18 protein-coding genes are annotated in these 20,564 nt (G+C 61.0%); 6 read left to right on the forward strand and 12 right to left on the reverse strand.

The window, feature by feature from the left end; all coding sequences use genetic code 11:
* Window positions 1–106: 106 nt before the first annotated feature.
* Entirely contained in the window at window positions 107–2,380 is a 2,274-nt protein-coding gene (gene parC, locus ACJ8J4_RS23535) for a DNA topoisomerase IV subunit A (RefSeq protein WP_015379079.1), read from the reverse strand.
* 325 nt (window positions 2,381–2,705) lie between these two features.
* On the opposite strand from parC, the gene ACJ8J4_RS23540 reads away from it, so the two are divergent.
* Entirely contained in the window at window positions 2,706–3,287 is a 582-nt protein-coding gene (locus ACJ8J4_RS23540; RefSeq protein ID WP_049204421.1) for an NAD(P)H-dependent oxidoreductase, read from the forward strand.
* A gap of 33 nt (window positions 3,288–3,320) precedes the next feature.
* A complete protein-coding gene (locus ACJ8J4_RS23545; RefSeq protein WP_025304303.1) occupies window positions 3,321–3,629 on the forward strand; it encodes a putative quinol monooxygenase in 309 nt (102 codons plus the stop codon).
* Between the two features lie 8 nt (window positions 3,630–3,637).
* On the opposite strand, the gene ACJ8J4_RS23550 is transcribed toward ACJ8J4_RS23545, so the two are convergent.
* The 6 genes from ACJ8J4_RS23550 to nudF all read right to left on the reverse strand — a co-directional run bounded on the left by ACJ8J4_RS23550 (window position 3,638) and on the right by nudF (window position 9,054).
* Complete coding sequence (locus ACJ8J4_RS23550) at window positions 3,638–4,534, reverse strand: LysR substrate-binding domain-containing protein (RefSeq protein ID WP_060448052.1); 897 nt, start codon at window positions 4,532–4,534, stop codon at window positions 3,638–3,640.
* Between the two features lie 81 nt (window positions 4,535–4,615).
* Window positions 4,616–6,511 carry a DNA topoisomerase IV subunit B gene (gene parE, locus ACJ8J4_RS23555; RefSeq protein WP_025304305.1) on the reverse strand — a complete coding sequence of 632 codons (1,896 nt, stop codon included), beginning with the start codon at window positions 6,509–6,511 and terminating at the stop codon, window positions 4,616–4,618.
* 46 nt (window positions 6,512–6,557) lie between these two features.
* Window positions 6,558–7,142, reverse strand: a complete 585-nt coding sequence (gene yqiA / locus ACJ8J4_RS23560) for an esterase YqiA (RefSeq protein WP_025304306.1) — start codon at window positions 7,140–7,142, stop codon at window positions 6,558–6,560.
* On the reverse strand, window positions 7,142–7,969 hold the full coding sequence (cpdA, locus tag ACJ8J4_RS23565; protein WP_060434581.1) for a 3',5'-cyclic-AMP phosphodiesterase: 828 nt from the start codon (window positions 7,967–7,969) through the stop codon (window positions 7,142–7,144). Before cpdA ends, yqiA begins: the two co-directional genes overlap by 1 nt.
* 27 nt (window positions 7,970–7,996) lie before the next feature.
* Window positions 7,997–8,422 (reverse strand): DUF1249 family protein, encoded by a 426-nt coding sequence (locus ACJ8J4_RS23570; RefSeq protein WP_004937244.1) that lies wholly within the window; start codon window positions 8,420–8,422, stop codon window positions 7,997–7,999.
* Window positions 8,422–9,054 carry an ADP-ribose diphosphatase gene (nudF, locus tag ACJ8J4_RS23575; RefSeq protein WP_043142088.1) on the reverse strand — a complete coding sequence of 211 codons (633 nt, stop codon included), beginning with the start codon at window positions 9,052–9,054 and terminating at the stop codon, window positions 8,422–8,424. Before nudF ends, ACJ8J4_RS23570 begins: the two co-directional genes overlap by 1 nt.
* A 347-nt stretch (window positions 9,055–9,401) precedes the next feature.
* Here nudF and hasF point away from each other — a divergent pair, with 347 nt between their 5' ends.
* Window positions 9,402–10,919 (forward strand): multidrug efflux transporter outer membrane subunit HasF, encoded by a 1,518-nt coding sequence (gene hasF, locus ACJ8J4_RS23580; protein ID WP_164063356.1) that lies wholly within the window; start codon window positions 9,402–9,404, stop codon window positions 10,917–10,919.
* Between the two features lie 150 nt (window positions 10,920–11,069).
* Window positions 11,070–13,019 (forward strand): dihydroxyacetone kinase operon transcriptional regulator DhaR, encoded by a 1,950-nt coding sequence (gene dhaR / locus ACJ8J4_RS23585; protein WP_043142085.1) that lies wholly within the window; start codon window positions 11,070–11,072, stop codon window positions 13,017–13,019.
* On the opposite strand, the gene dhaM is transcribed toward dhaR, so the two are convergent.
* Genes dhaM through ACJ8J4_RS23605 form a run of 4 tightly spaced genes read right to left on the reverse strand, consistent with a single transcriptional unit; the run spans window position 13,016 to window position 17,322 of the window.
* Window positions 13,016–14,446, reverse strand: a complete 1,431-nt coding sequence (gene dhaM / locus ACJ8J4_RS23590) for a dihydroxyacetone kinase phosphoryl donor subunit DhaM (RefSeq protein ID WP_043142081.1) — start codon at window positions 14,444–14,446, stop codon at window positions 13,016–13,018. The two genes, dhaR and dhaM, sit on opposite strands and share 4 nt — an antisense overlap.
* An 11-nt stretch (window positions 14,447–14,457) precedes the next feature.
* The gene (gene dhaL, locus ACJ8J4_RS23595; protein ID WP_025304312.1) at window positions 14,458–15,090 is read right to left on the reverse strand and encodes a dihydroxyacetone kinase subunit DhaL; all 633 of its coding nucleotides are present in this window, start codon (window positions 15,088–15,090) and stop codon (window positions 14,458–14,460) included.
* Window positions 15,091–15,099: 9 nt separating this feature from the next.
* Window positions 15,100–16,170: a dihydroxyacetone kinase subunit DhaK gene (dhaK, locus tag ACJ8J4_RS23600; protein WP_442516112.1), complete on the reverse strand. Its 1,071-nt coding sequence runs from the start codon at window positions 16,168–16,170 to the stop codon at window positions 15,100–15,102.
* Between the two features lie 51 nt (window positions 16,171–16,221).
* Window positions 16,222–17,322 (reverse strand): glycerol dehydrogenase, encoded by a 1,101-nt coding sequence (locus tag ACJ8J4_RS23605; protein WP_049296259.1) that lies wholly within the window; start codon window positions 17,320–17,322, stop codon window positions 16,222–16,224.
* A 353-nt stretch (window positions 17,323–17,675) separates the two neighbouring features.
* Between ACJ8J4_RS23605 and ACJ8J4_RS23610 the strand changes: the two genes are divergently transcribed.
* A complete protein-coding gene (locus ACJ8J4_RS23610; protein ID WP_025304315.1) occupies window positions 17,676–18,338 on the forward strand; it encodes a DUF1190 family protein in 663 nt (220 codons plus the stop codon).
* Between the two features lie 3 nt (window positions 18,339–18,341).
* Window positions 18,342–19,502: a glutathionylspermidine synthase family protein gene (locus ACJ8J4_RS23615; RefSeq protein WP_025304316.1), complete on the forward strand. Its 1,161-nt coding sequence runs from the start codon at window positions 18,342–18,344 to the stop codon at window positions 19,500–19,502.
* A 48-nt stretch (window positions 19,503–19,550) separates the two neighbouring features.
* On the opposite strand, the gene ygiD is transcribed toward ACJ8J4_RS23615, so the two are convergent.
* The gene (gene ygiD / locus ACJ8J4_RS23620; protein ID WP_025304317.1) at window positions 19,551–20,333 is read right to left on the reverse strand and encodes a 4,5-DOPA dioxygenase extradiol; all 783 of its coding nucleotides are present in this window, start codon (window positions 20,331–20,333) and stop codon (window positions 19,551–19,553) included.
* Between the last annotated feature and the right edge of the window lie 231 nt (window positions 20,334–20,564).

Here is a 20,564-nt window from a genome sequence, read left to right on the forward strand (position 1 = left end):
TAATTTTATGCGCAGAAATGTTAACTATTTGGAAAATAAACGCCAGCAAAAATAAATAAGGCGGCCACAGCATGCTGCGACCGCCCGTTAACGCTAGCGCCAACGCTTACTCTTCGCTGTCGCCGCCCGACGCCCGCACCGGCGCATCCACTTCGACGCGATCGATGCGCTGCAGGCCACGCGGCAGCTGGGTCCCCTTGCGGCCGCGCTCCGCGCGGAACTTCTGCAGATCTTCCGGGCGCAGCGTCAGCTTGCGTTTGCCAACGTGCAACGTGACGGACGCCTGCGGCGGCAGCACGAACAGCCAGGCCAGCTTGTCTTCACCGGCTGCGGCCTGCGCCGCCGGAATGGAGACGATCTTGTTGCCCTTGCCCTTCGACAGCTGCGGCAGATCGGCGACCGGGAACATCAGCATGCGCCCGGCGGCGGTGATCGACAGCAGCATATCGTCTGCGCCGTGAATTTCCATCGGCGGCAGCGCTCTGGCGTTGTCCGGCAGCGTGATCATCACCTTGCCGGCGCGGTTGCGCGCCACCAGATCGTTGAAGGTACAGACGAAGCCGTAACCGGCGTCGGACGCCATCAGCAGCTTCTGATCGTCGGCCGCCATCAGCACCTGCTCAATGGTGGCGCCCGGCGGCGGTGTCAGCTTGCCGGTCAACGGCTCGCCCTGCCCGCGTGCCGACGGCAGCGTCATCGGATCGAGCGCATAGCTGCGCCCGGTAGAATCGATGAACACCACCGGCTGGTTGCTCTTGCCGCGTGCCGCACCACGGAAACTGTCGCCGGCCTTGTAGCTCAACCCGGCAGGATCGATATCGTGGCCCTTGGCGCTGCGCACCCAGCCCATTTCCGACAGCACAATGGTCACCGGCTCGGACGGCACGAAGTCATGCTCGCTCATCGCCTTGGCTTCCGCACGCTCGGTCAGCGGTGAACGGCGATCGTCGCCATAGGTTTGCGCATCGGCCTGGATCTCTTTCTTGATCAGCGTATTCAGCTTGCGCTCGGACGCCAGCAGCGCCTGCAGCTGATCGCGCTCTTTCGCCAACTCATCCTGCTCACCGCGGATCTTGACCTCTTCCAGTTTGGCCAGGTGACGCAGTTTCAGCTCGAGGATCGCTTCCGCCTGGGTATCGGAGATGCCGAAACGCTGCATCAGCACCGGCTTCGGCTCATCCTCGCTGCGGATGATGTGGATCACCTCGTCGATGTTGAGGAACGCCACCAGCAAACCTTCGAGGATATGCAGACGCTTGAGCACTTTCTCGAGGCGGTAGTTCAGGCGGCGGCGCACCGTATCGCGACGGTAGGCCAGCCATTCGGTGAGGATCTCCACCAGCCCTTTCACCTGCGGGCGGTTGTCCAGACCGATCATGTTCATGTTGATGCGGTAGCTGCGTTCCAGATCGGTGGTAGCGAACAGGTGATTCATCACCTGCTCCAGATCGATGCGGTTGGAACGCGGCACGATCACCAGACGCGTCGGGTTTTCGTGGTCGGATTCATCGCGCAGATCCTCGACCATCGGCAGCTTCTTGGCGCGCATCTGGCTGGCGATCTGCTCCAGCACCTTGGCGCCGGAAACCTGATGCGGCAAGGCGGTGATCACCGCGCTGCCATCCTCTTTCTTCCACACGGCGCGCATGCGCACCGAGCCGCGGCCACTCTGGTAAATTTTGCGAATCTCATCGCGCGGAGTGATGATCTCGGCTTCGGTCGGGAAGTCCGGCCCCTGCACGAACTCGAGCAGATCATCGAGCGAGGCGCCCGGTTTGTCGAGCAGCGCCACCGCCGCCGCGGCGACTTCACGCACGTTGTGCGGCGGAATGTCGGTCGCCATGCCGACCGCGATGCCGGTGGTGCCGTTCAGCAGGATGTTTGGCAGACGCGCCGGCAGCATCTTCGGCTCTTGCAGCGTGCCGTCAAAGTTCGGGATCCAGTCGACCGTGCCCTGGCCCAGTTCGGCCAGCAAGACTTCGGCGTATTTGGACAGGCGCGATTCGGTATAGCGCATCGCCGCGAACGACTTGGGATCGTCCGGCGCGCCCCAGTTCCCCTGGCCGTCCACCAGCGGATAGCGATACGAGAACGGCTGCGCCATCAGCACCATGGCTTCATAACACGCGCTGTCGCCGTGCGGGTGGTATTTACCCAGCACGTCGCCCACGGTACGGGCGGATTTCTTGAATTTGGCGCTGTTGGTCAGCCCCAGCTCAGACATGGCGTAGATGATACGGCGTTGTACCGGCTTCAAACCGTCGCCAATGTACGGCAACGCCCGATCCATGATGACGTACATGGAATAGTTCAGATAGGCGTTTTCAGTGAATGTGTGCAGCGGTAAACGCTCTACACCGTCATGAGTCAGATCACTCATTACTCAATTATCCTCAGACCGTGGCTTGGCAATCCCTTGGACGACAAAAGGCATCGCTTGTCGATTCTGCCCGCGATAGTAACCCATCTGCGGGGTAGCTGTCACAGTTGGCGCAAGGATCGCCGGCGACGGCCAATTCCGCGATGCGGTTTATGCAAAATTTCGCTACCTGGCGGCTTCTTTATTGACTGCCAGTCAACACTGTTGTGCGCCGGATCGCATTTTTACTTGCCTGACTAACGATTACACTCGTCACCAGCGAGATGGTTTCCGCCTTTTCGGCGGGAAGCATGCCATATCTTAACTCTGACGGGAGCCGCGAAAGATGAGCAATATCCTGATTATCAACGCTAAAAAACAATTCGGCCATTCCAACGGCGAACTCAACCAAACCCTGAGCGACGTGGCGGAAAGCTTCCTGCGCGATCTGCAGCACGATGTGCAGGTCACCGTGGTCGACGACGGCTATGACATCGAAGCCGAAGTACAGAAATACCTGTGGGCCGACGCGGTCATCTATCAGATGCCGGGCTGGTGGATGGGCGAACCCTGGATCCTGAAAAAATACATCGATGAAGTGTTCACCGCCGGCCACGGTAGCCTGTATGCCAACGACGGCCGCTCTCGTTCTGACGAAAGCAAAAAATATGGCTCCGGCGGCCTGATCCAGGGCAAAAAATACCTGCTGAGCCTGACCTGGAACGCCCCGCTGGAGGCCTTCACCGATCCCGATCAGTTCTTCCACGGCGTCGGCGTCGACGGCGTTTACCTGCACTTCCACAAGGCCAACCAGTTCCTGGGGATGGAAGCGCTGCCGACCTTCATCTGCAACAATGTGATCAAAGAGCCGAATATCGCGGACGACATCACGCGTTATCGCGAGCATCTGGCGAAAATTTTTGCTTAACTGGCGCAGAACATTCTCATCAACGAGGTAAGCATGATCACCGTAATCGCAGAAATCAAAGTGAAACCCGGCCACCGCGCCACCGTACTGCAAGCCATTGAAAAACTAGTGCCGCTGGTGCTGGCGGAAGACGGCTGCGGCGAATACACGCCGATGGTCGACAGCAATACCCAGGCGCCGTGGCAGAAGCGGTCGCCGGATTCGGTGTTCATGCTGGAGAAATGGGAAAGCATGGCGCATCTGGAAAAACATCTGGCCATTGAACACATGCTCAAACACCGCGACACCCTCAAAGACAGCGTGCTGGACACCGAGATCTACATCCTGGAAAACGCCCTGTAAGCTCCGCCTTATAACGTCTGCGCGTCGATGTGCGCGCTGACGTAGTCAAGAAAACAGGTGATGCGCGCCGCTAATTGCGTATTGCGGTAATACACCGCATTGATTGGCTGGCGCACGTCCAGCGTCTCCTGCTCCAGCAATGTCACCAACCTGCCGGCTTCCCGATCGCGACGGGTCATAAAGTCTGCCAGCTGTACGATCCCCTCGCCCCGTAGCGCCAATTGACGCAGCGTTTCACCGCTGGACGCCGAGATCGTTGGCGTGATGGTGAAATGCGGCGCCTGGCGATAGCGCAACGGCCACTGGTTCAGTGATTCCGGCTGGGTAAAACCGAGCAGACAATGCCGATGCAACGCCTCCACACTCTGCGGCGTGCCGTGCTGCTGCAGATAAGCCGGGCTGGCGAGGATGCGCAGCCGGCTGGCGCCCAGCGCGCGCGCATGAATGGTCGAATCGCGCAACGCACCGATGCGAATAGCGATATCCGTGCGTTTTTCCAGCAGATCGATAACCAGGTTGTCGGTGTTCAGCTCGAGCGAAATTTGCGGATAACGTTCCCTGAACCCCGCTACCAGCGGCACGATGACGTGCTCCATAAAAGGCGCAGCCGCATTTATCCGCAACCGCCCGGCCGGCATCTGCCGACGCACCGCCATTTGTTCTTCGGCATTTTCCACCGAGTTGATGATCGTACGCGCATGGCTCAGGAAGCTTTCCCCCTCTTCGGTCAGCTCCAGGCGACGCGTAGTGCGGCGCATCAGGGTGGTATCGAGTTTGTTCTCCAGGCGGCTGAGCGCGCGGCTGATGCCGGATGTCGTCTGGCCGAGCCGATCGGCAGCGGAGGTGATGGAACCGCTGTCGACCACCGAGGTGAACGCCAGCAATTCTTCGAGCGTGATCTTCATGCATTTCGGCCCAGGTTATCGGGCGCCGCATGAACGCCCTGCGGGAAAGCAGGCCCGGCGTTCACCGGGCCAGGGTCAGGCTCAGACCGCCAATTCGGCCATGTCGCCCTTGTCTTGCAGCCAGTTACGGCGATCTTCCGAACGCTTCTTGGCCAACAGCATGTCCATCACCGCCAGCGTCTGATCGACATCATCTTCCGCTACCGTCAGTTGCACCAGCCGGCGGGTATTCGGATCGAGGGTGGTTTCGCGCAGCTGCAGCGGGTTCATCTCACCCAGCCCTTTAAAGCGCTGGACGTTCGGCTTGCCCTTCTTGCGCTTCAGCTGTTCCAGCACGCCGGCCTTCTCTTCTTCATCCAGCGCGTAGAACACTTCTTTACCGAGATCGATGCGGTACAGCGGCGGCATGGCGACATAAACGTGGCCGCCTTTCACCAGCGAACGGAAGTGGCGCACGAACAGCGCGCACAGCAGCGTGGCGATGTGCAGGCCGTCGGAGTCCGCATCCGCCAGGATGCAGATTTTGCCGTAGCGCAGCTGGCTGAGATCTTCGCTGTCCGGATCGATGCCGATCGCCACGGAAATGTCGTGCACTTCCTGCGAGGCCAGCACTTCGTCCGAGGACACTTCCCAGGTATTCAGGATCTTGCCCTTCAGCGGCATGATCGCCTGATATTCGCGATCGCGCGCCTGCTTGGCCGATCCGCCCGCCGAGTCCCCTTCCACCAGGAACAGTTCGGTCATGGCCAGATCCTGCGAGGTGCAGTCCGCCAGCTTGCCCGGCAGCGCCGGCCCGCTGGTCAGCTTCTTGCGCACCACTTTCTTGGCCGCGCGCAGGCGGCGCTGGGCGCTGGAAATCGCCAGCTCGGCCAGCTGTTCCGCCGCCTGAACGTTCTGGTTCAGCCACAGGCTGAAGGCGTCTTTCACCACGCCGGAAACGAAGGCCGCACACTGACGCGAAGAGAGACGTTCTTTGGTCTGCCCGGCGAACTGCGGATCCTGCATCTTCACCGACAACACGTAGGCGCAGCGATCCCAGATATCCTCCGCCGACAGCTTCACGCCGCGCGGCAGGATGTTGCGGAATTCGCAGAACTCGCGCATCGCGTCCAGCAGCCCCTGACGCAGGCCGTTGACGTGGGTGCCGCCCTGCATGGTCGGGATCAGGTTGACGTAGCTTTCGGTCAGCAGCTCGCCGCCTTCCGGCAGCCACAGCAGCGCCCAGTCCACCGCTTCGGTATCACCGGCGAAATTGCCGACGAACGGCGCTTCCGGCAGGGTGATCAGGCCGTTAACCGCTTCCATCAGGTAGTCGGTCAGGCCGTCCTGGTAGCACCAGCGCTGCTCGGTGTTGTTCACCTTGTCGATGAAATAGATCTCGACGCCGGGGCACAGCACCGCTTTGGCCTTCAGCAGGTGAGTGAGGCGCGATACCGAGAAACGCGGGCTGTCGAAGAACTGTTCGTCCGGCCAGAAGTGCACGCTGGTGCCGGTGTTGCGTTTGCCGCAGGTGCCGGTCACCGTCAGGTCTTGCACTTTGTCGCCGTTTTCGAAGGCGATGCCATAGACGTTGCCGTCGCGGCGCACGTTGACTTCTACCCGCTTCGACAGGGCGTTGACCACCGAGATCCCAACGCCGTGCAGGCCGCCGGAGAACTGGTAGTTTTTATTCGAGAATTTACCGCCGGCGTGCAGCCGGCACAGGATCAACTCAACCGCCGGCACGCCCTCTTCCGGGTGGATGTCCACCGGCATGCCGCGGCCGTCGTCGATCACTTCCAGCGACTGATCGGCGTGCAGGATCACGTCGATACGCTTGGCGTGACCAGCCAACGCTTCGTCGACGCTGTTATCGATCACCTCTTGGCCGAGGTGGTTTGGGCGCGTCGTGTCGGTATACATGCCGGGACGACGGCGCACTGGTTCTAGACCGCTGAGTACTTCAATGGCATCAGCGTTATAGCTGGATTGAGTCATCGTTGATTATTTTTTCGTGGTTAAAGGGAGGTGCCGGAACGGTCCGTCAGACCGCGTTTAGCCCTAAAAAATCCACAATCTGGGGGAAGTAGTGCTCGAAACCGACGAAGGCGTGGTTTCCACCCGACTCCACCGTTTGCCGACACGCGGTGTAATACGCCACTGCCTGGCCGTAATCGAGAATTTCATCGCCCGTTTGCTGCAGCAGCCAGATTAAATCCGGCGACTCCAAGGGATCGATCTGCATCACTTTCAGATCGTAAACGTGCCGAGACTCTAACACATATTGCTGGCCGGTGTAGGGGTTCTCGTTGGCGCCGAGATAGTCCACCAGCAGCTCAAACGGCTTGACCGCCGGGTTGACCACCACCGCCGGCAGGGAAAAACACTGCGACAGCCAGGTGGCATAATAGCCGCCCAGCGATGAGCCGACCAGCCCGAGCGTTTGCCCGGCGCGTTCCAGCACCATATTTTCCAGCATCTCGGCGGCCTCCGCCGGAAAGGCCGGCAGCTGCGGCACCAGCATCTCGATGTCGGGATGGTGCTCGGCCAGCCAGGCCTTGAAGGCCACCGCCTTGGCCGACTGCGGCGAACTATTGAAACCGTGCAGGTAGAGCAGCGTCGAAGGCATCAGTATCCATCCGAGTCCATATCGGGGCGGAAATCGTCGTTTTCCAGGCGGAACACCTGCGTCTCGACGCGGCCGTCCGGCAGCAGATCGAGGTAACGCCAGCCGGGGGAGACGTCGTCGATGGTAAAGTTAGTGCAGTGCGGCTTGAATTGCACGCAGGTGGACGGCGTCGCCAACAGGCGCCGGCCCTGCCATTCCAGATCCAGATCCTGATGAATGTGCCCGCACACTACGGTATTCACTTTCGGATAACGCAGCAGGATCGCGCCCAGCATATGCGGGTTGCGCAGGCTGTGCTGATCGAGCCAGGTGCAACCGGACGGCAGCGGATGATGGTGCAGCAGCAACAGCGTATAGCGCTCGGGGTGAGCCTGCAGGCAGCGCTCCATCCACTCGAGCTGATACTCGCTCAATTCGCCGTGCGGCACGCCGAACACCTGGCTGTCCAGCATCAGCACCTGCCAGTCGTCGCCCAGCAACACCTGTTTGGAAGGGGCAATGCCGGCGGCGGCCAACGCGTCGACCATCGCCGGTTGGAAATCGTGGTTACCCGGCAGCCACACGCAGGGGGCCGGCAATTGCGCGATGCCGGCGGCGAAGTGGCGGTACGCCTCTTGCGAATGATCCTGCGCCAAATCTCCCGTGGCGACGATCAAATCAACGTCGCGGCGCTGCGCCTGGATGGCGTCCAGCACCGCGTGATAGCTGCGATAGGTATTGATGCCGAGCAACGTCTCGTGTTCGCCGGCAAAAAGGTGGGTATCTGTTATTTGTAGAATCCTGACCGCGGCCCCACTCGCCACGGGCAGTTTAAACAGGCTTTCCAAATGGTGTCCTTTGTTATTTCAGTCTGTCTAACAAACCGGAACCGCCATCGCTCCATGCGCCAAACAGTAGCGCAGCCAATCAGCAAGAAACTGGTTAATTTGATGCTTTTCGTCGCGTTGATGCAACTTTTTATTAGGATAATCATAACGCGCTTTAAAGCGGTAGATCTGCTGACTGGAACACACTTCCGCAACCATGGCGTCATGGTACAACCGCACCGTCATCGCGGGCAGGCTCCAGTAGCTGACCGCCGGAAAGATCTGCTCGATCTCCACCAGCGACGTGTAACGCGTGGACTCAACGATGGTCAAACGATAGCCGGCGCCGTTCACCTGATAAGTCACCGTTTCGCCCGCTTCATCGTTGCGCGGCAGCAAGCGGCGCAATTGCGCGAAGTTGGTTTCGCACAATCTCATCATTTCGGGGAAATCAGGGGTATAGCGCTGTTTCATTAGTTGGCCCACTCTTTTCTCAACGATTCATGGTGCAACGCCAGCCATTGCAATGCAATCACTGATGCGGCGTTATCGATCGCGCCCTCCTCTACCCAGCGGTAAGCCTGCTCGCGGCTGACCACGTGGACGCGGATATCTTCATGCTCTTCCGCCAGACCGTGGATGCCCTCGGCGGTGCGGGCGTCCACTTCGCCGACCATGATCGACAAACGTTCGCTGGTACCGCCGGGGCTGGCCAGGTAGCTCAGCACCGGCTTACAGCGCCCGACCACCACGCCGGCCTCTTCCTGCGCTTCGCGGCGGCACACGTCTTCGACGCTTTCGCCGGTTTCGATCATACCCGCCACCATTTCCAGCAGCCAGGGCGAATTACGGGTATCGACCGCGGCGATGCGCAGTTGTTCAATCAGCACCACTTCATCGCGCACCGGATCATAGGGCAGCAGCACCGCCGCATGGCCGCGCTCGAAAATTTCACGCGTGATTTCAGGGCTCATTTCGCCATTGAACAACCGATGGCGAAACCGGTATAAATTGAGTGAAAAAAAACCACGGTACAGCGTCTCGCGTGCAATAATTTCTACATCTTTTTTATCGAAAGTAACGGGCGACGGCTGCGAACGGTTCATGCGCGAATTCTCCTGCTTGAGTATGCCGATAAAATAAACGGTTTTGATGACAGAAACAGCGGGACTCTCCGCCGCGGCTTTATGTTAGGCTGTTTCTCGCCGCCGGATGCGGCACGTTTGTGCGCTCGCAGGTAATAGCGGGAAACAATCCGGATTGTCAGCCATAATATCAGCTGCAGTCGACCGGGGCAGTACGCCAAGGTAAATGGGCGGTCTGAAAGGTAAAAGTTACGTGAGATGGCACATTCAGCCACCTGATGCGTACCGCAGACTCTGCTAGAATCGGCAACTATTTCGTCTATCGTCAGCGCTAACATAGCAATATTGCTGCACAACAAGGAATGCAAATGAAGAAACTGCTCCCCCTTCTTATCGGACTGAGCCTGGGCGGCTTCAGTGCAATGAGCCAGGCAGAGAACCTGCTGCAGGTCTACAAACAGGCCAGGGAAAGTAACCCGGATCTGCGCAAAAGTGCTGCTGACCGCGACGCCGCATTCGAAAAGATCAATGAAGCGCGCAGCCCGCTGTTGCCGCAGCTCGGTTTAACCGCAGGTTACGATTACACCAACGGTTATCGTGACAGCAATGGCGTTAACAGCAACGTGACCAGCGGTTCGCTGGCATTGACGCAAACCCTCTTCGACATGTCGAAATGGCGCCAGCTGACGCTGCAGGAAAAGACCGCCGGCATCTCCGACGTCACCTTCCAGACCGCAGAGCAGTCGCTGATTCTCAACACCGCCACCGCTTACTTCAACGTGCTGAAAGCGATCGACACGCTGTCCTATACCCAGGCGCAGAAAGACGCGGTCTACCGCACGCTGGATCAAACCACCCAACGCTTCAACGTGGGCCTGGTGGCGATCACCGACGTGCAGAACGCCCGTTCGAACTATGACACCGTGCTGGCGGCCGAAGTCTCCGCCCGCAACGATCTGGATAACGCGCTGGAAACGCTGCGCCAGGTGACCGGGGCCTTCTACCCGGAGCTGGCCTCGTTGAATACCGATCGCTTCAGTACCCAGCGCCCGGAAGCGGTGAACAACCTGCTGAAAGAAGCGGAAGCGCGCAACCTGAGCCTGCTGTCCGCCCGTCTGAGCCAGGATCTGGCGCGTGAGCAAATCCGCGCAGCCCAAACTGGCTATATGCCGACGATTGACGTCAGCGCGTCGACCGGCATCAGCAATACCAAATACAACGGCTCCAACACCGGCGGCGCGAATGCCGCACGCTACAGCGACTCCGATGCGGGCCAAAATAAGGTCGGCATCAGCTTCAACCTGCCGCTATACAGCGGCGGCGCGACCAACTCGCAGGTCAAACAAGCGCAGTACGGCTTCGTCGGCGCCAGTGAGCAGTTGGAAAGCTCCCACCGCAGCGTGGTGCAGACCGTGCGTTCGTCGTTCAACAACGTTAACGCCTCGATCAGCAGCATTAACGCCTACAAACAGGCGGTGATCTCCGCGCAGAGCTCCCTGGACGCGATGGAAGCCGGTTATCAGGTCGGTACCCGCACCATCGTCGATGTGCTGGACGCCACCACCACCCTGTATAACGCCAAACGTCAACTGTCCGACGCGCGTTATACCTATCTGATCAACCAGCTGAACATCAAGTCGGCGCTCGGCACGCTGAACCAGAACGATCTGCTGCTGCTGAATGGCGCGTTGGGCAAACCGGTGTCGACCGCGCCTGACGCCGTCGCACCGCAAAACCGCGCGCAGGACGCCTATGCGGACGGTTATCAGGACAATGCGCCGATGCAACAAACCGCGGCGCCGGCACCGGCGGCCACTCGCGTATCCGCGCCGGCCGTTACCACCAGCCAACCGGCTCGCCACAGCGGCAACCCATTCCGTAACTGATGCGCGCACGTTGATAAACACGGGGTCCGGCCTGCGCCGCGCCCCGTTTTTTTTGCCCCGATTTCCCCGCTTCTGCCCACCGCCTCACAGCCGCCGCTACACCAGGTGGTATCATCTTCACTCTCGTTTTCGCAGTCTGGATGAGGTTCGATGGACAACGATTCACGCTGGCAGCGGCTGATTAACGACGGTGAACTGCCGCCGCCGCTGCGCCCGACACAAGCCGTTTACGCCTCCTGGCTGCGCTGCCGCAGCCTGATGCAGCCAGACGTTTGGCAGGCACCGCACCGCGCTCAGGGCGCCACCTTCGAATCGATTTGCCGCCGCAAGAACGATCTGCTGACGCTTGGCCAGGCGGCGCTGGAAGACGCCTGCGAATACATGGAGCCGCGACGTTGTCTGTTGCTGATCCTCGACGAGAGCGGCTGCACGCTGTGGCATTGCGGCGACGCCCAAACCTGGGAGCATTTGCAGCAACTGGGATTCGCCCCCGGCGCTTACTGGGCCGAGGGACAGATCGGCACCAATGCTCCGGCGCTGGCGGCGGCGGAAGGCCACCCGGTACGGGTGAGCGGTGAAGAGCATGTGCGCCAGGCGCTGCACGGCTGGTCGTTCTGCGCCACGCCGGTCTACGACAACAGCGGCCGCCAACGCGGCTCGATCGCCCTGGGTTGCCTGCTGCCCGATTGCGCCGCCGGCGATCTGTCGCTGACGCTGGCCATCGCCCGCGAAATCGGTAACTCGCTGAACGCCGACGGCCTGCTGGCGGAATCCAACCGCCATCTGAATCAGCTTTACGGCCTGCTGGACGGCGTGGACGACGGCGTCATGGCCTGGGATCACCGCGGCTACCTGCAATACATCAACCAGCGCGCCGCCGGCCTGCTGAAGCTGGACGAACAGCAGAGCCAGGGCAAGCCGCTGACGCAGCTGTTGACGCTGCCCGCGCTGCTCAAGCGCGCCATCGCCGATCGCCAACCGCTGCAACACGTCGAAGTCACCTTCGAAAGTCAGCGACAATTTATCGCCGCATTGCTGACGCTCAAGCCGATTTTCGACGGCGATCGCTGCAGTTTCATCGCCCTGCTGCACCCGCTCGAACGGCTGCGCCAGTATGTCAGCAGCCAGCTGGGGCGCGTCAGCCACAGCTTCGAACAGATGCCCTCCACCTCGCTGGAAATGCGGCGACTGATCCGTTACGGGCAGCAGGCGGCCAAAGGCCAGCATCCGATCCTGTTGCGCGGAGAAGAAGGCGTTGGCAAAGAGCTGCTCAGCCAGGCTATCCACAACGCCGGCGAACGCGCCGCCGGGCCGTATATCGCCCTCAACTGCCAGCTGCTGACGCAGGCGCAGGGGCTACGTGAGCTGCTGGGCAACGACGCCAGCGAAGAAGAGGCGGGCCAGCTCAGTAAATTCGAATTGGCCAACGGCGGCACGCTGTACCTCGAACAGATCGAATACCTGCCGGCGGAGATGCAGTCGGCGCTACTGCAGGTGTTGAAAACCGGCGTGGTGATCCGCCTCAATTCCAGCCGGGTGATCCCGGTCGATGTGCGTGTGATCGCCGGCAGCGCCGCCGATCTGCCGCTGCTGGTGCAGCAAAACCGTTTCCGCCGCCAGCTATTTTACAGCCTGCAGGCGTTCGAAATCCTGATCCCGCCGCTGCGCCAGCGGCTGAGCGATATTCCGCTGCTGGTCAAACACCATTTGCGCACGCTGGAGCAGCATTTTCAGTGTCGCTTCCGGGTCGATGACGAGGTGATGGCCCAGTTGGCGCTTTATCTGTGGCCGGGCAACGATTTGGAACTGAAAGGGGTGGTGGAGCGCGCGGCAATGATTTGCCACGGCCACCACATCCAGTTGGCGGATCTGCCGGCGCACCTGCTCGGCCAGCCGTCGCTGCTGGAAAGCGACCCGCAGCCCGGCGCACCGCTGTTGACGCTGACGGACATGGAACGCCAGGCGATCCTGCGCGCGGCGACCGTCAGCCGTGGCCAGGTGACGGAGATGGCGCAGCTGCTGGGCATCGGCCGCACCACGCTGTGGCGGAAGATCAAACAGCACGGGATCGACATCCGCCAGTTCAAGCTGCGTGCCTAGTGGCTGAGCTGCAATACCCCGCGCGCGGCGTCCAGCATCGCCTTCTGCCCGCTGCGGGTTTTGCTCAGGCAATCCTGCATGCCGACCACCATCGGAATGCCCATCGCCTTCGCCAGAATGGCGCTGTGCGACAGGGCATTGCCGCCGCTCAGGCAGATGCCGAGCACCAGCCGCCTGTCGAGCATCACCACCTCCGAGGGCATCAGCTCGTCCATCACCAAGATTGACGGTTCTGCGAGCGCCATGGCCGGCAGCGGCAGCCCCTGCAGATGGCACAGCGTGCGGCGCAGCATGTCGCGCACGTCCAATTCGCGCGCCCGCATGTAGTCGTCATCCAACTCACGGTACTCTTCGGCGATCGCCCCCAGCACCTGCCGCCAGGCCTGCTCGGCGCTGCACAGCTGCTGCGCGATGCGGGTGTAAGCCGCCTGCTGCAGATCCGGATCGTCCAGCAGCATGCTGTGGGCGCCGAAGATCGCCGCCTGCGGCTTGCCGATCAGCGTGCCGGTACGCTCCGCCAGCCGGTTCAGATCGCTCAGCGTGTGCTGTAGCGCCTCCCGCAGGCGTTGCTGTTCGCCCAACACCTCGTCCGCACCAATCCGTCGATCGACGGTTGGCGGCCAGACGCTGTGGGCCTGGAACACGGGTCCGCTGGTGACGCTTTCCGCCACCGGGATACCGTGCAGCGAAGGCTGCTGCCGCTCGGAGACCGTCTCGCCGAAATGTTGTTCCGCCAGCGCTTTGAACGCCGCCAGCGCCTCGTCCGCCTGCGCACCGTCGGCGATCAGGCGAACGGTGTCGCCGTGACGCACCTGCAACAGCGCCAGCTGATTGAGGCTGCGCGGATCGACGCACTGCCCCTGCTTCTCCAGCACCAGCTCGGCCTTGAACGGCGCCAGCGTCTCAACCAGCCGCGCCGCCGGGCGCGCATGCAGCCCGTGCGGGTTCTGCACCGTCCAGGTTACGCTTTTGCCCTGCGCCAGCGGCAAGGCCACGCTTTTCGCCGTCGGTGAAGCCTCACCCAGCTGTGCCTGCTTGGCCTGCAGCGCCCCCTGCGCCTCCGCCACCACCTGTTCCAGCGAAGCACCAGAGTTGGCGGCCACCACCGCCGCCAAGGTGCCTTCAACCAGCGGCGCCGCGCACAGCCGCACTTTGGCGGCCAGGTCCGGGTCCAGCAGATCGAGCGCGGTTTCGGCACTGAGCAGCGCGCTGCCCAGATCCATCAGCACCAGAACGCCGTCGCCGTCGGCGACCGCTTCGATCGCCTCCATCACTTTGACCGCGTCGGTACCGATCGGGTGCTGCTCGTCATCCACGCCCGCCGCCAGCGCCAGTTTGCAGCCGTCACCGCGCATCATCTGCCGCGCCAACTGCTCAACGCCGCGCGCCAGCAACGCGCTGTGCGAAACCACCACGATATTAATCATCTCGCCTCCTGCTAACTGCCGGCGACCTCGGCCAGCGTTTTCATCATCAACATCACCGAAGTGGCGCCGGGATCCTGGTGGCCGATGCTACGCTCGCCCAGGTAACTGGCCCGCCCTTTACGCGCCTGCATGGTAATGGTGCTCTCCACCGCCCGCTCGGCACTGTCGGCGGCGCGCTGCAGCGCCTCCGCCACGCTCAGGTTCTGCTGCGCGGACTGGCCGAGGCTTTCCACCACCGGCCACCAGACGTCGCACATGGTCTTGTCGCCCGGCTCCGCCTTACCGCGCATCACCACGCCTTCCACCCCTTCCTGCATCACCTGATGCAGCTCCACCAGATCCAGGCTTTGCTTGGCGTTCGCCGCTTGCGCCGCGCGGATGAAGAAGGTGCCGAACAGCGGACCGCTGGCGCCGCCCACGCTCGACAGCAGCGTCATACCGGTGTTTTTCAGGATAAAGCCGATATCCTTGTCCGCCACCGACGGCAGCTTTTCCACCACCTTATTGAAACCGCGATTCATGTTCAGACCGTGGTCGGCATCGCCGATCTCGGTGTCCAGTTGGGTGAGAAAATCGCGCTCCCGGCTGAATACTTCGCCGCAACGCATCAGCCAATCGACGACCTGTTGTTTGGTCAACGCCATAATTCCTCCTCAGCAACCCCAACGCAGCGCAGGCGTTTTCACCGGCGCATCCCACAAGGACAACAGCTCGTCGTCCACGTTCAACAACGTGATGGACACACCCTGCATATCAAGCGAGGTGCAATAAGAACCCACCAGGTTGCGTTCGATAATGATGCCCGCCTCGGCGCAACGCTCCGCCAATCGATGGTAGACGCCATACAGCTCGGACAGCGGCGTGGCACCCAGGTTATTGACCAACGCGATCACCCGATCGCCGCGCGTCAGCGGCTGCTTGGTCTGCATCTCGTCGCGCCACTCGCCCTGCTGACGATCCCAGACGCGGATCGTGCGCTGATAGTGGCCGTGGTCGATCAACGTATGGAACATGTCGTCCACCGCCGCGTTGAGCGTGGTGAACGTGCGGCGCGCAATGCCCGGCTCGCCGTGAATGCCGACGCCGAACTCCATCTCGTTCTCCGCCAGGGTGAACGACGGTTTGCCGGCGGCGGGGACGGTACAGGCACCCAGCGCAATGCCAATCGAATGCCCGTGGTTGTTGATGCGATGCCCCAGCGTCACCACGCTGTCCAGATCGTCGCCGCGCGCTGCGGCGGCGCCCAGCAGTTTCTCCATCAGAACGGTGTTGGCCACCCCGCGTCGCCCAGCAGTGAACAGGCTGTCTTTGACCGCCACGTCGTCATCCACCAGCACCGTCGCCACCGCGACGCCGCTGTCGTGCAGCAGTTCGGTGGCGGTTTCGAAGTTGAGCACGTCGCCGGTGTAGTTCTTAATCAGCAGCAACACGCCGGCGCCGCCGTCGATCGCCTGACCGCACTCGTACATTTTATCCGGCGTCGGCGAGGTGAAAATCTCGCCCGGACAGGCGCCGTCGAGCATCCCTTCGCCGACGAAACCGCAGTGCATCGGCTCGTGGCCGCTACCGCCGCCGGACAGGATCGCCACCTTGCTCGCCACCGGCGCGTCGGCGCGGGTCACGAACACCGGATCCGCGTGCACCAGCAACTCGGGATGGGCCTCCGCCAGCCCCTGCAACTGCTCTTCCAACACCGACTCGACCTGATTAATCAGTTTTTTCACGATGATTTCCTCTGTAAGCCCAGGGGCGCGGCGCACCGCGCCCCAACGGTATCAATGACGCTGCAGCCAGGCGGCGCCCAGCCTGTCCGCCGTCAGGATCGCCGCCTGCACGCCCGCAGGGGTGACCTTGAACGGCATGTTGTGAATGGTTTCGCCGGCAGCGCAACTGGCCTCGGCCACCGCCATCATCTTCGCCGTCGCGTCGCCGGTGACGCCCATCTGCGCCAGCGTGATCGGCAGGCCGATGTCATGGCAAAACGCCAACACGGTTTCAATCTGCGCCATCGGGCTGTTCTGCAATACCAGCTGCGCCAAGGTGCCGAACGCCACTTTTTCGCCGTGATACAGGTGGTGGCACTCTTCCAGCACGGTGAAACCGTTGTGAATGGCGTGCGCCGCCGCCAGCCCGCTACTCTCGAAGCCGATGCCGCTCAAATACGTATTGGCCTCAATAATGCGCTCCACCGCTTCCGTTACCACGCCGGCCTCGACCGCCAGCTTGGCCTTCACCCCTTCGGCCAGCAGCGTGTCATAGCACAGCCGCGCCAGACTGAGCGCCGCCAGCGTCGATTTGCCGCCGGCCATGCTGGTGGCCTGAGCGTCGAAGCAGGCCTGCGCCTCGAAATAGGTGGAAAGCGCGTCGCCCATGCCGGCCACCAGCAGGCGCACCGGCGCGTTGGCGATGATGGAACTGTCCATCACCACCATATCTGGGTTGCGCGGGTAGATCAGGTATTCGGCGAATTCGCCCTGTTCGGTGTAGAGAACCGACAGCGCGCTGGTCGGCGCATCGGTGGAAGCAATGGTGGGAATGAGCACCACCGGCAGCTGTTGGTAGTGGGCGACGGCCTTGGCGGTGTCGAGCGTCTTACCACCGCCGACGCCGATCACTCCGCGGCAACCGTGGGCCTGCAGCTCGCGGCCGAGCCGGTCTATCTCTTTGCGGCAGCACTCGCCGTTGAAGCGGGCCGCGTGATGTTTCACGCCGTGCTGCTGCAGGCTGCCCATTAGGGTGTCGCCCGCCAGCTGCATCACGAAGTCGTCGGCGATCACCAGGTAATGATCGGCGAGGGATTTGGCGTATTCGCCGACGACGGCTAGCGCATTGGCGCCCTGAATGTATTTACCTGGTGACTGGATGATTCTCAACATAACCGGATCCTTGTAGGGAGTTGGCGATGGTAACGTTCAGATATCAGGTGATGACGCGCCGACTTCGCCGTCGGCTTGTTGTTGTGCTTCGACTATGAGCGCCTGCCACCCGCCTGGCGAGCTTCGCGATTTTTGTTCCATTATGGAACATCATCATAGCGATAACGTTTCATGATGAAACGCCAACGCGCGTTTTTTCGCCGCAAAAGCGAACTGGCGCACACCCCAACGTATAACTGCGTAAAGAGTGGATTCTACGGGCGTTTCAGCTTTAATTTTGACCATGTTTCCCCTATCCTTAGCGCCACTACTGGGAAAGGGCGAAAACAGCCCGCATGATGGGATTGATAACGATGAAACGGACAAAAAACATCAACCAAGAGACGTTCCGCAAATCCTGGCGCAGCTACCGTGTCGCGCCCGTGGCCTTGGCGATCAGCGCCGTCTTTATGCTGGCCGGCTGCGAGAAGAGCGATGAAACGGTCTCCCTGTATCAGAATGCCGATGACTGTTCGCGCGCCAATCCTTCGATGAGCGAGCAGTGCACCACCTCCTACAACAACGCCCTGCAAGAAGCGGCGAAAACCGCGCCGAAATACGCCACCCGCGAAGACTGCGTCGCCGAGTTCGGCGAAGCGCAGTGCACCCAGGCGCCGGCACAGGCCGGCATGGCGGCGGAATCGCAAAGCAGCGGCAGCTTCTGGATGCCGCTGATGGCGGGCTACATGATGGGCCGCCTGATGGGCGGTTCCGGCTTCGCGCAGCAGCCACTGTTCACTTCCAAGAACGCCGCCAGCCCGGCGAACGGCAAGTTTGTCGACGCCAGCGGCAAGAGCTACGGCCCGGCCACCGCCGGCGGCCGCACCATGACGGTGCCGAAAACCGCCATGGCGCCAAAGCCTGCGGTCACCAACACCGTGACCCGCGGTGGTTTCGGCGAGACCGTGGCCAAGCAGACCAGCATGCAGCGCAGCAGCGCCACTTCCAACTCCGGCTCTCGCAGCATGGGCGGTTGATGCATGAAACGTATTGCTATTACCGAGCGCCCGGACTGGCGTGAAAAAGCGACCGAGTTCGGTTTCCGTTTCCACACCATGTACGGCGAGCCGTACTGGTGTGAAGACGCCTATTACCAGTTCACGCTGGCGCAGATTGAAGAGATCGAAAACGCCACCGCCGAGCTGCACCAGATGTGCCTGCAGGTGGTGGAAAAGGTGGTCGGCAGCGATGAGCTGATGGCCAAGTTCTGCATTCCGAAACACACCTGGGAGTTCGTGCGCAGTTCCTGGCGCACCAACCAGCCGTCGCTGTATTCGCGTCTCGATCTGGCCTACGACGGCGTCAACCCGCCGAAGCTGCTGGAGAACAACGCCGATACGCCAACCTCGCTGTATGAGGCGGCCTTCTTCCAGTGGCTGTGGCTGGAAGACCAGATCAACGCCGGCAAGCTGGATCCGGAATCGGATCAGTACAACAGCCTGCAGGAGAAGCTGATCGAGCGTTTCGCCGAGCTGAAAGCGCATCACGGCTTCGGCCTGTTGCACCTGGCCTGCTGCCAGGACAGCGAAGAAGATCGCGGCACGGTGCAATATCTGCAGGACTGCGCGCAGGAAGCCGGTCTGCCGACCGAGTTCCTGTTCATGGAAGAGATTGGTCTTGGCGAGAAAGGCCAGTTTACCGATCTGCAGGATCAGGTGATCGGCAACCTGTTCAAGCTCTACCCGTGGGAATTCATGCTGCGCGAGATGTTCTCCACCAAGCTGGAAGACGCCGGCGTGCGTTGGCTGGAGCCGGCCTGGAAGAGCATCATCTCCAACAAGGCGCTGCTGCCGCTGCTGTGGGAAATGTTCCCTAACCACCCTAACCTGTTGCCGGCTTATTTCGCGCAAGACGATCATCCGCCGATGGATCATTACGTCACCAAACCGCTGTTCTCACGCGAAGGCGCCAATATTCAGATCGTCGAAAACGGTCAGGAAGTGGCGCGCGTCGATGGGCCGTACGGTGAAGAAGGCATGATCGTGCAGCAGTTCCATCCGCTGCCAAAGTTCGAAGACAGCTACACGCTGATCGGCAGCTGGCTGGTGAACGATCAACCCTGCGGCATCGGCCTGCGCGAAGATCGCGAGCTGATCACGCAGGATCTGTCGCGCTTCTATCCGCACACCATCCTCGGCTGATCGCCCCGCTGAAGACAAAAACGCCAGTCTCTGACTGGCGTTTTTTCTTTACCCCACCTGCACCGACAGCATGCTCAGCGCCCCCATTTCGATACCGTCGATCGGCACGCTGATGGCCTCTTTTCCATCCCAGCCGCCGAGCACGTACAGCAACGGCAGATAGTGTTCCGGCGTCGGGTTTGACAACGCCGCGCCCTCATGGCGCATGAAATCCACCAGCGGGTGGTTGTCGCCCCGATAGCGCAGGTTATCCCGGACAAAGTTATTGAACGATTCCGCCCACGGGTAGGCGCTGGTATCGCCCTGCCATTTCACCATGCGCAGGTTGTGTACCACGTTGCCGCTGGCGACGATCATCACACCCTCATCCCGCAGCGCCGCCAGTTTACGACCCAGCTCATAGTGATAGGCTGCCGGCTGCGTGCCGTCGACGCTGAGCTGCACCACCGGGATATCGGCATTGGGATACATCTTGATCAATACGCCCCAAGTACCGTGATCCAACCCCCACTCACCGAGATCGGCCGTCACCGGCACCGGCGCCAGAATGTGCTGCAGCTGCGTGGCCAGCGCGGGAGAGCCCGGCGCCGGATAACGGGTATCAAACAGCGCCTGCGGGAACCCGCCGAAGTCGTGAATGGTTTTGGGCTTTTCCATCGCAGTGACCGCAGTGCCACGGGTATACCAATGCGCAGAAACCGCCACGATCGCCTTCGGCCGCGGCAATGACTCACCCAACGCACGCCATGCCCGGGTGTAACGGTTGTCTTCCAGCACGTTCATCGGGCTACCGTGGCCAAGAAACAGTGCCGGCATACGAGAGGTGTTCATAGTGGGATCCTCAGTTCAAATTGTGCTATGCCGCTACATTACGCGCTTTGACGCAGCAACACAGCCGGATAACCGTGATGAAGATATTCAATAAATTTGAAATAAAAGCCGGAAAAATAGACTGGCAAACAAAAAGTTAAAAAATGCATATTTTTCAAATAATTAATAATCAACGTGAATACCATGGCATTACTGCCACACAGATCTAATTTGTGAACAATTTATGTACTC

This window comes from Serratia sp. CY47280 (genome assembly GCF_052168655.1).
Lineage (GTDB): Bacteria > Pseudomonadota > Gammaproteobacteria > Enterobacterales > Enterobacteriaceae > Serratia > Serratia bockelmannii.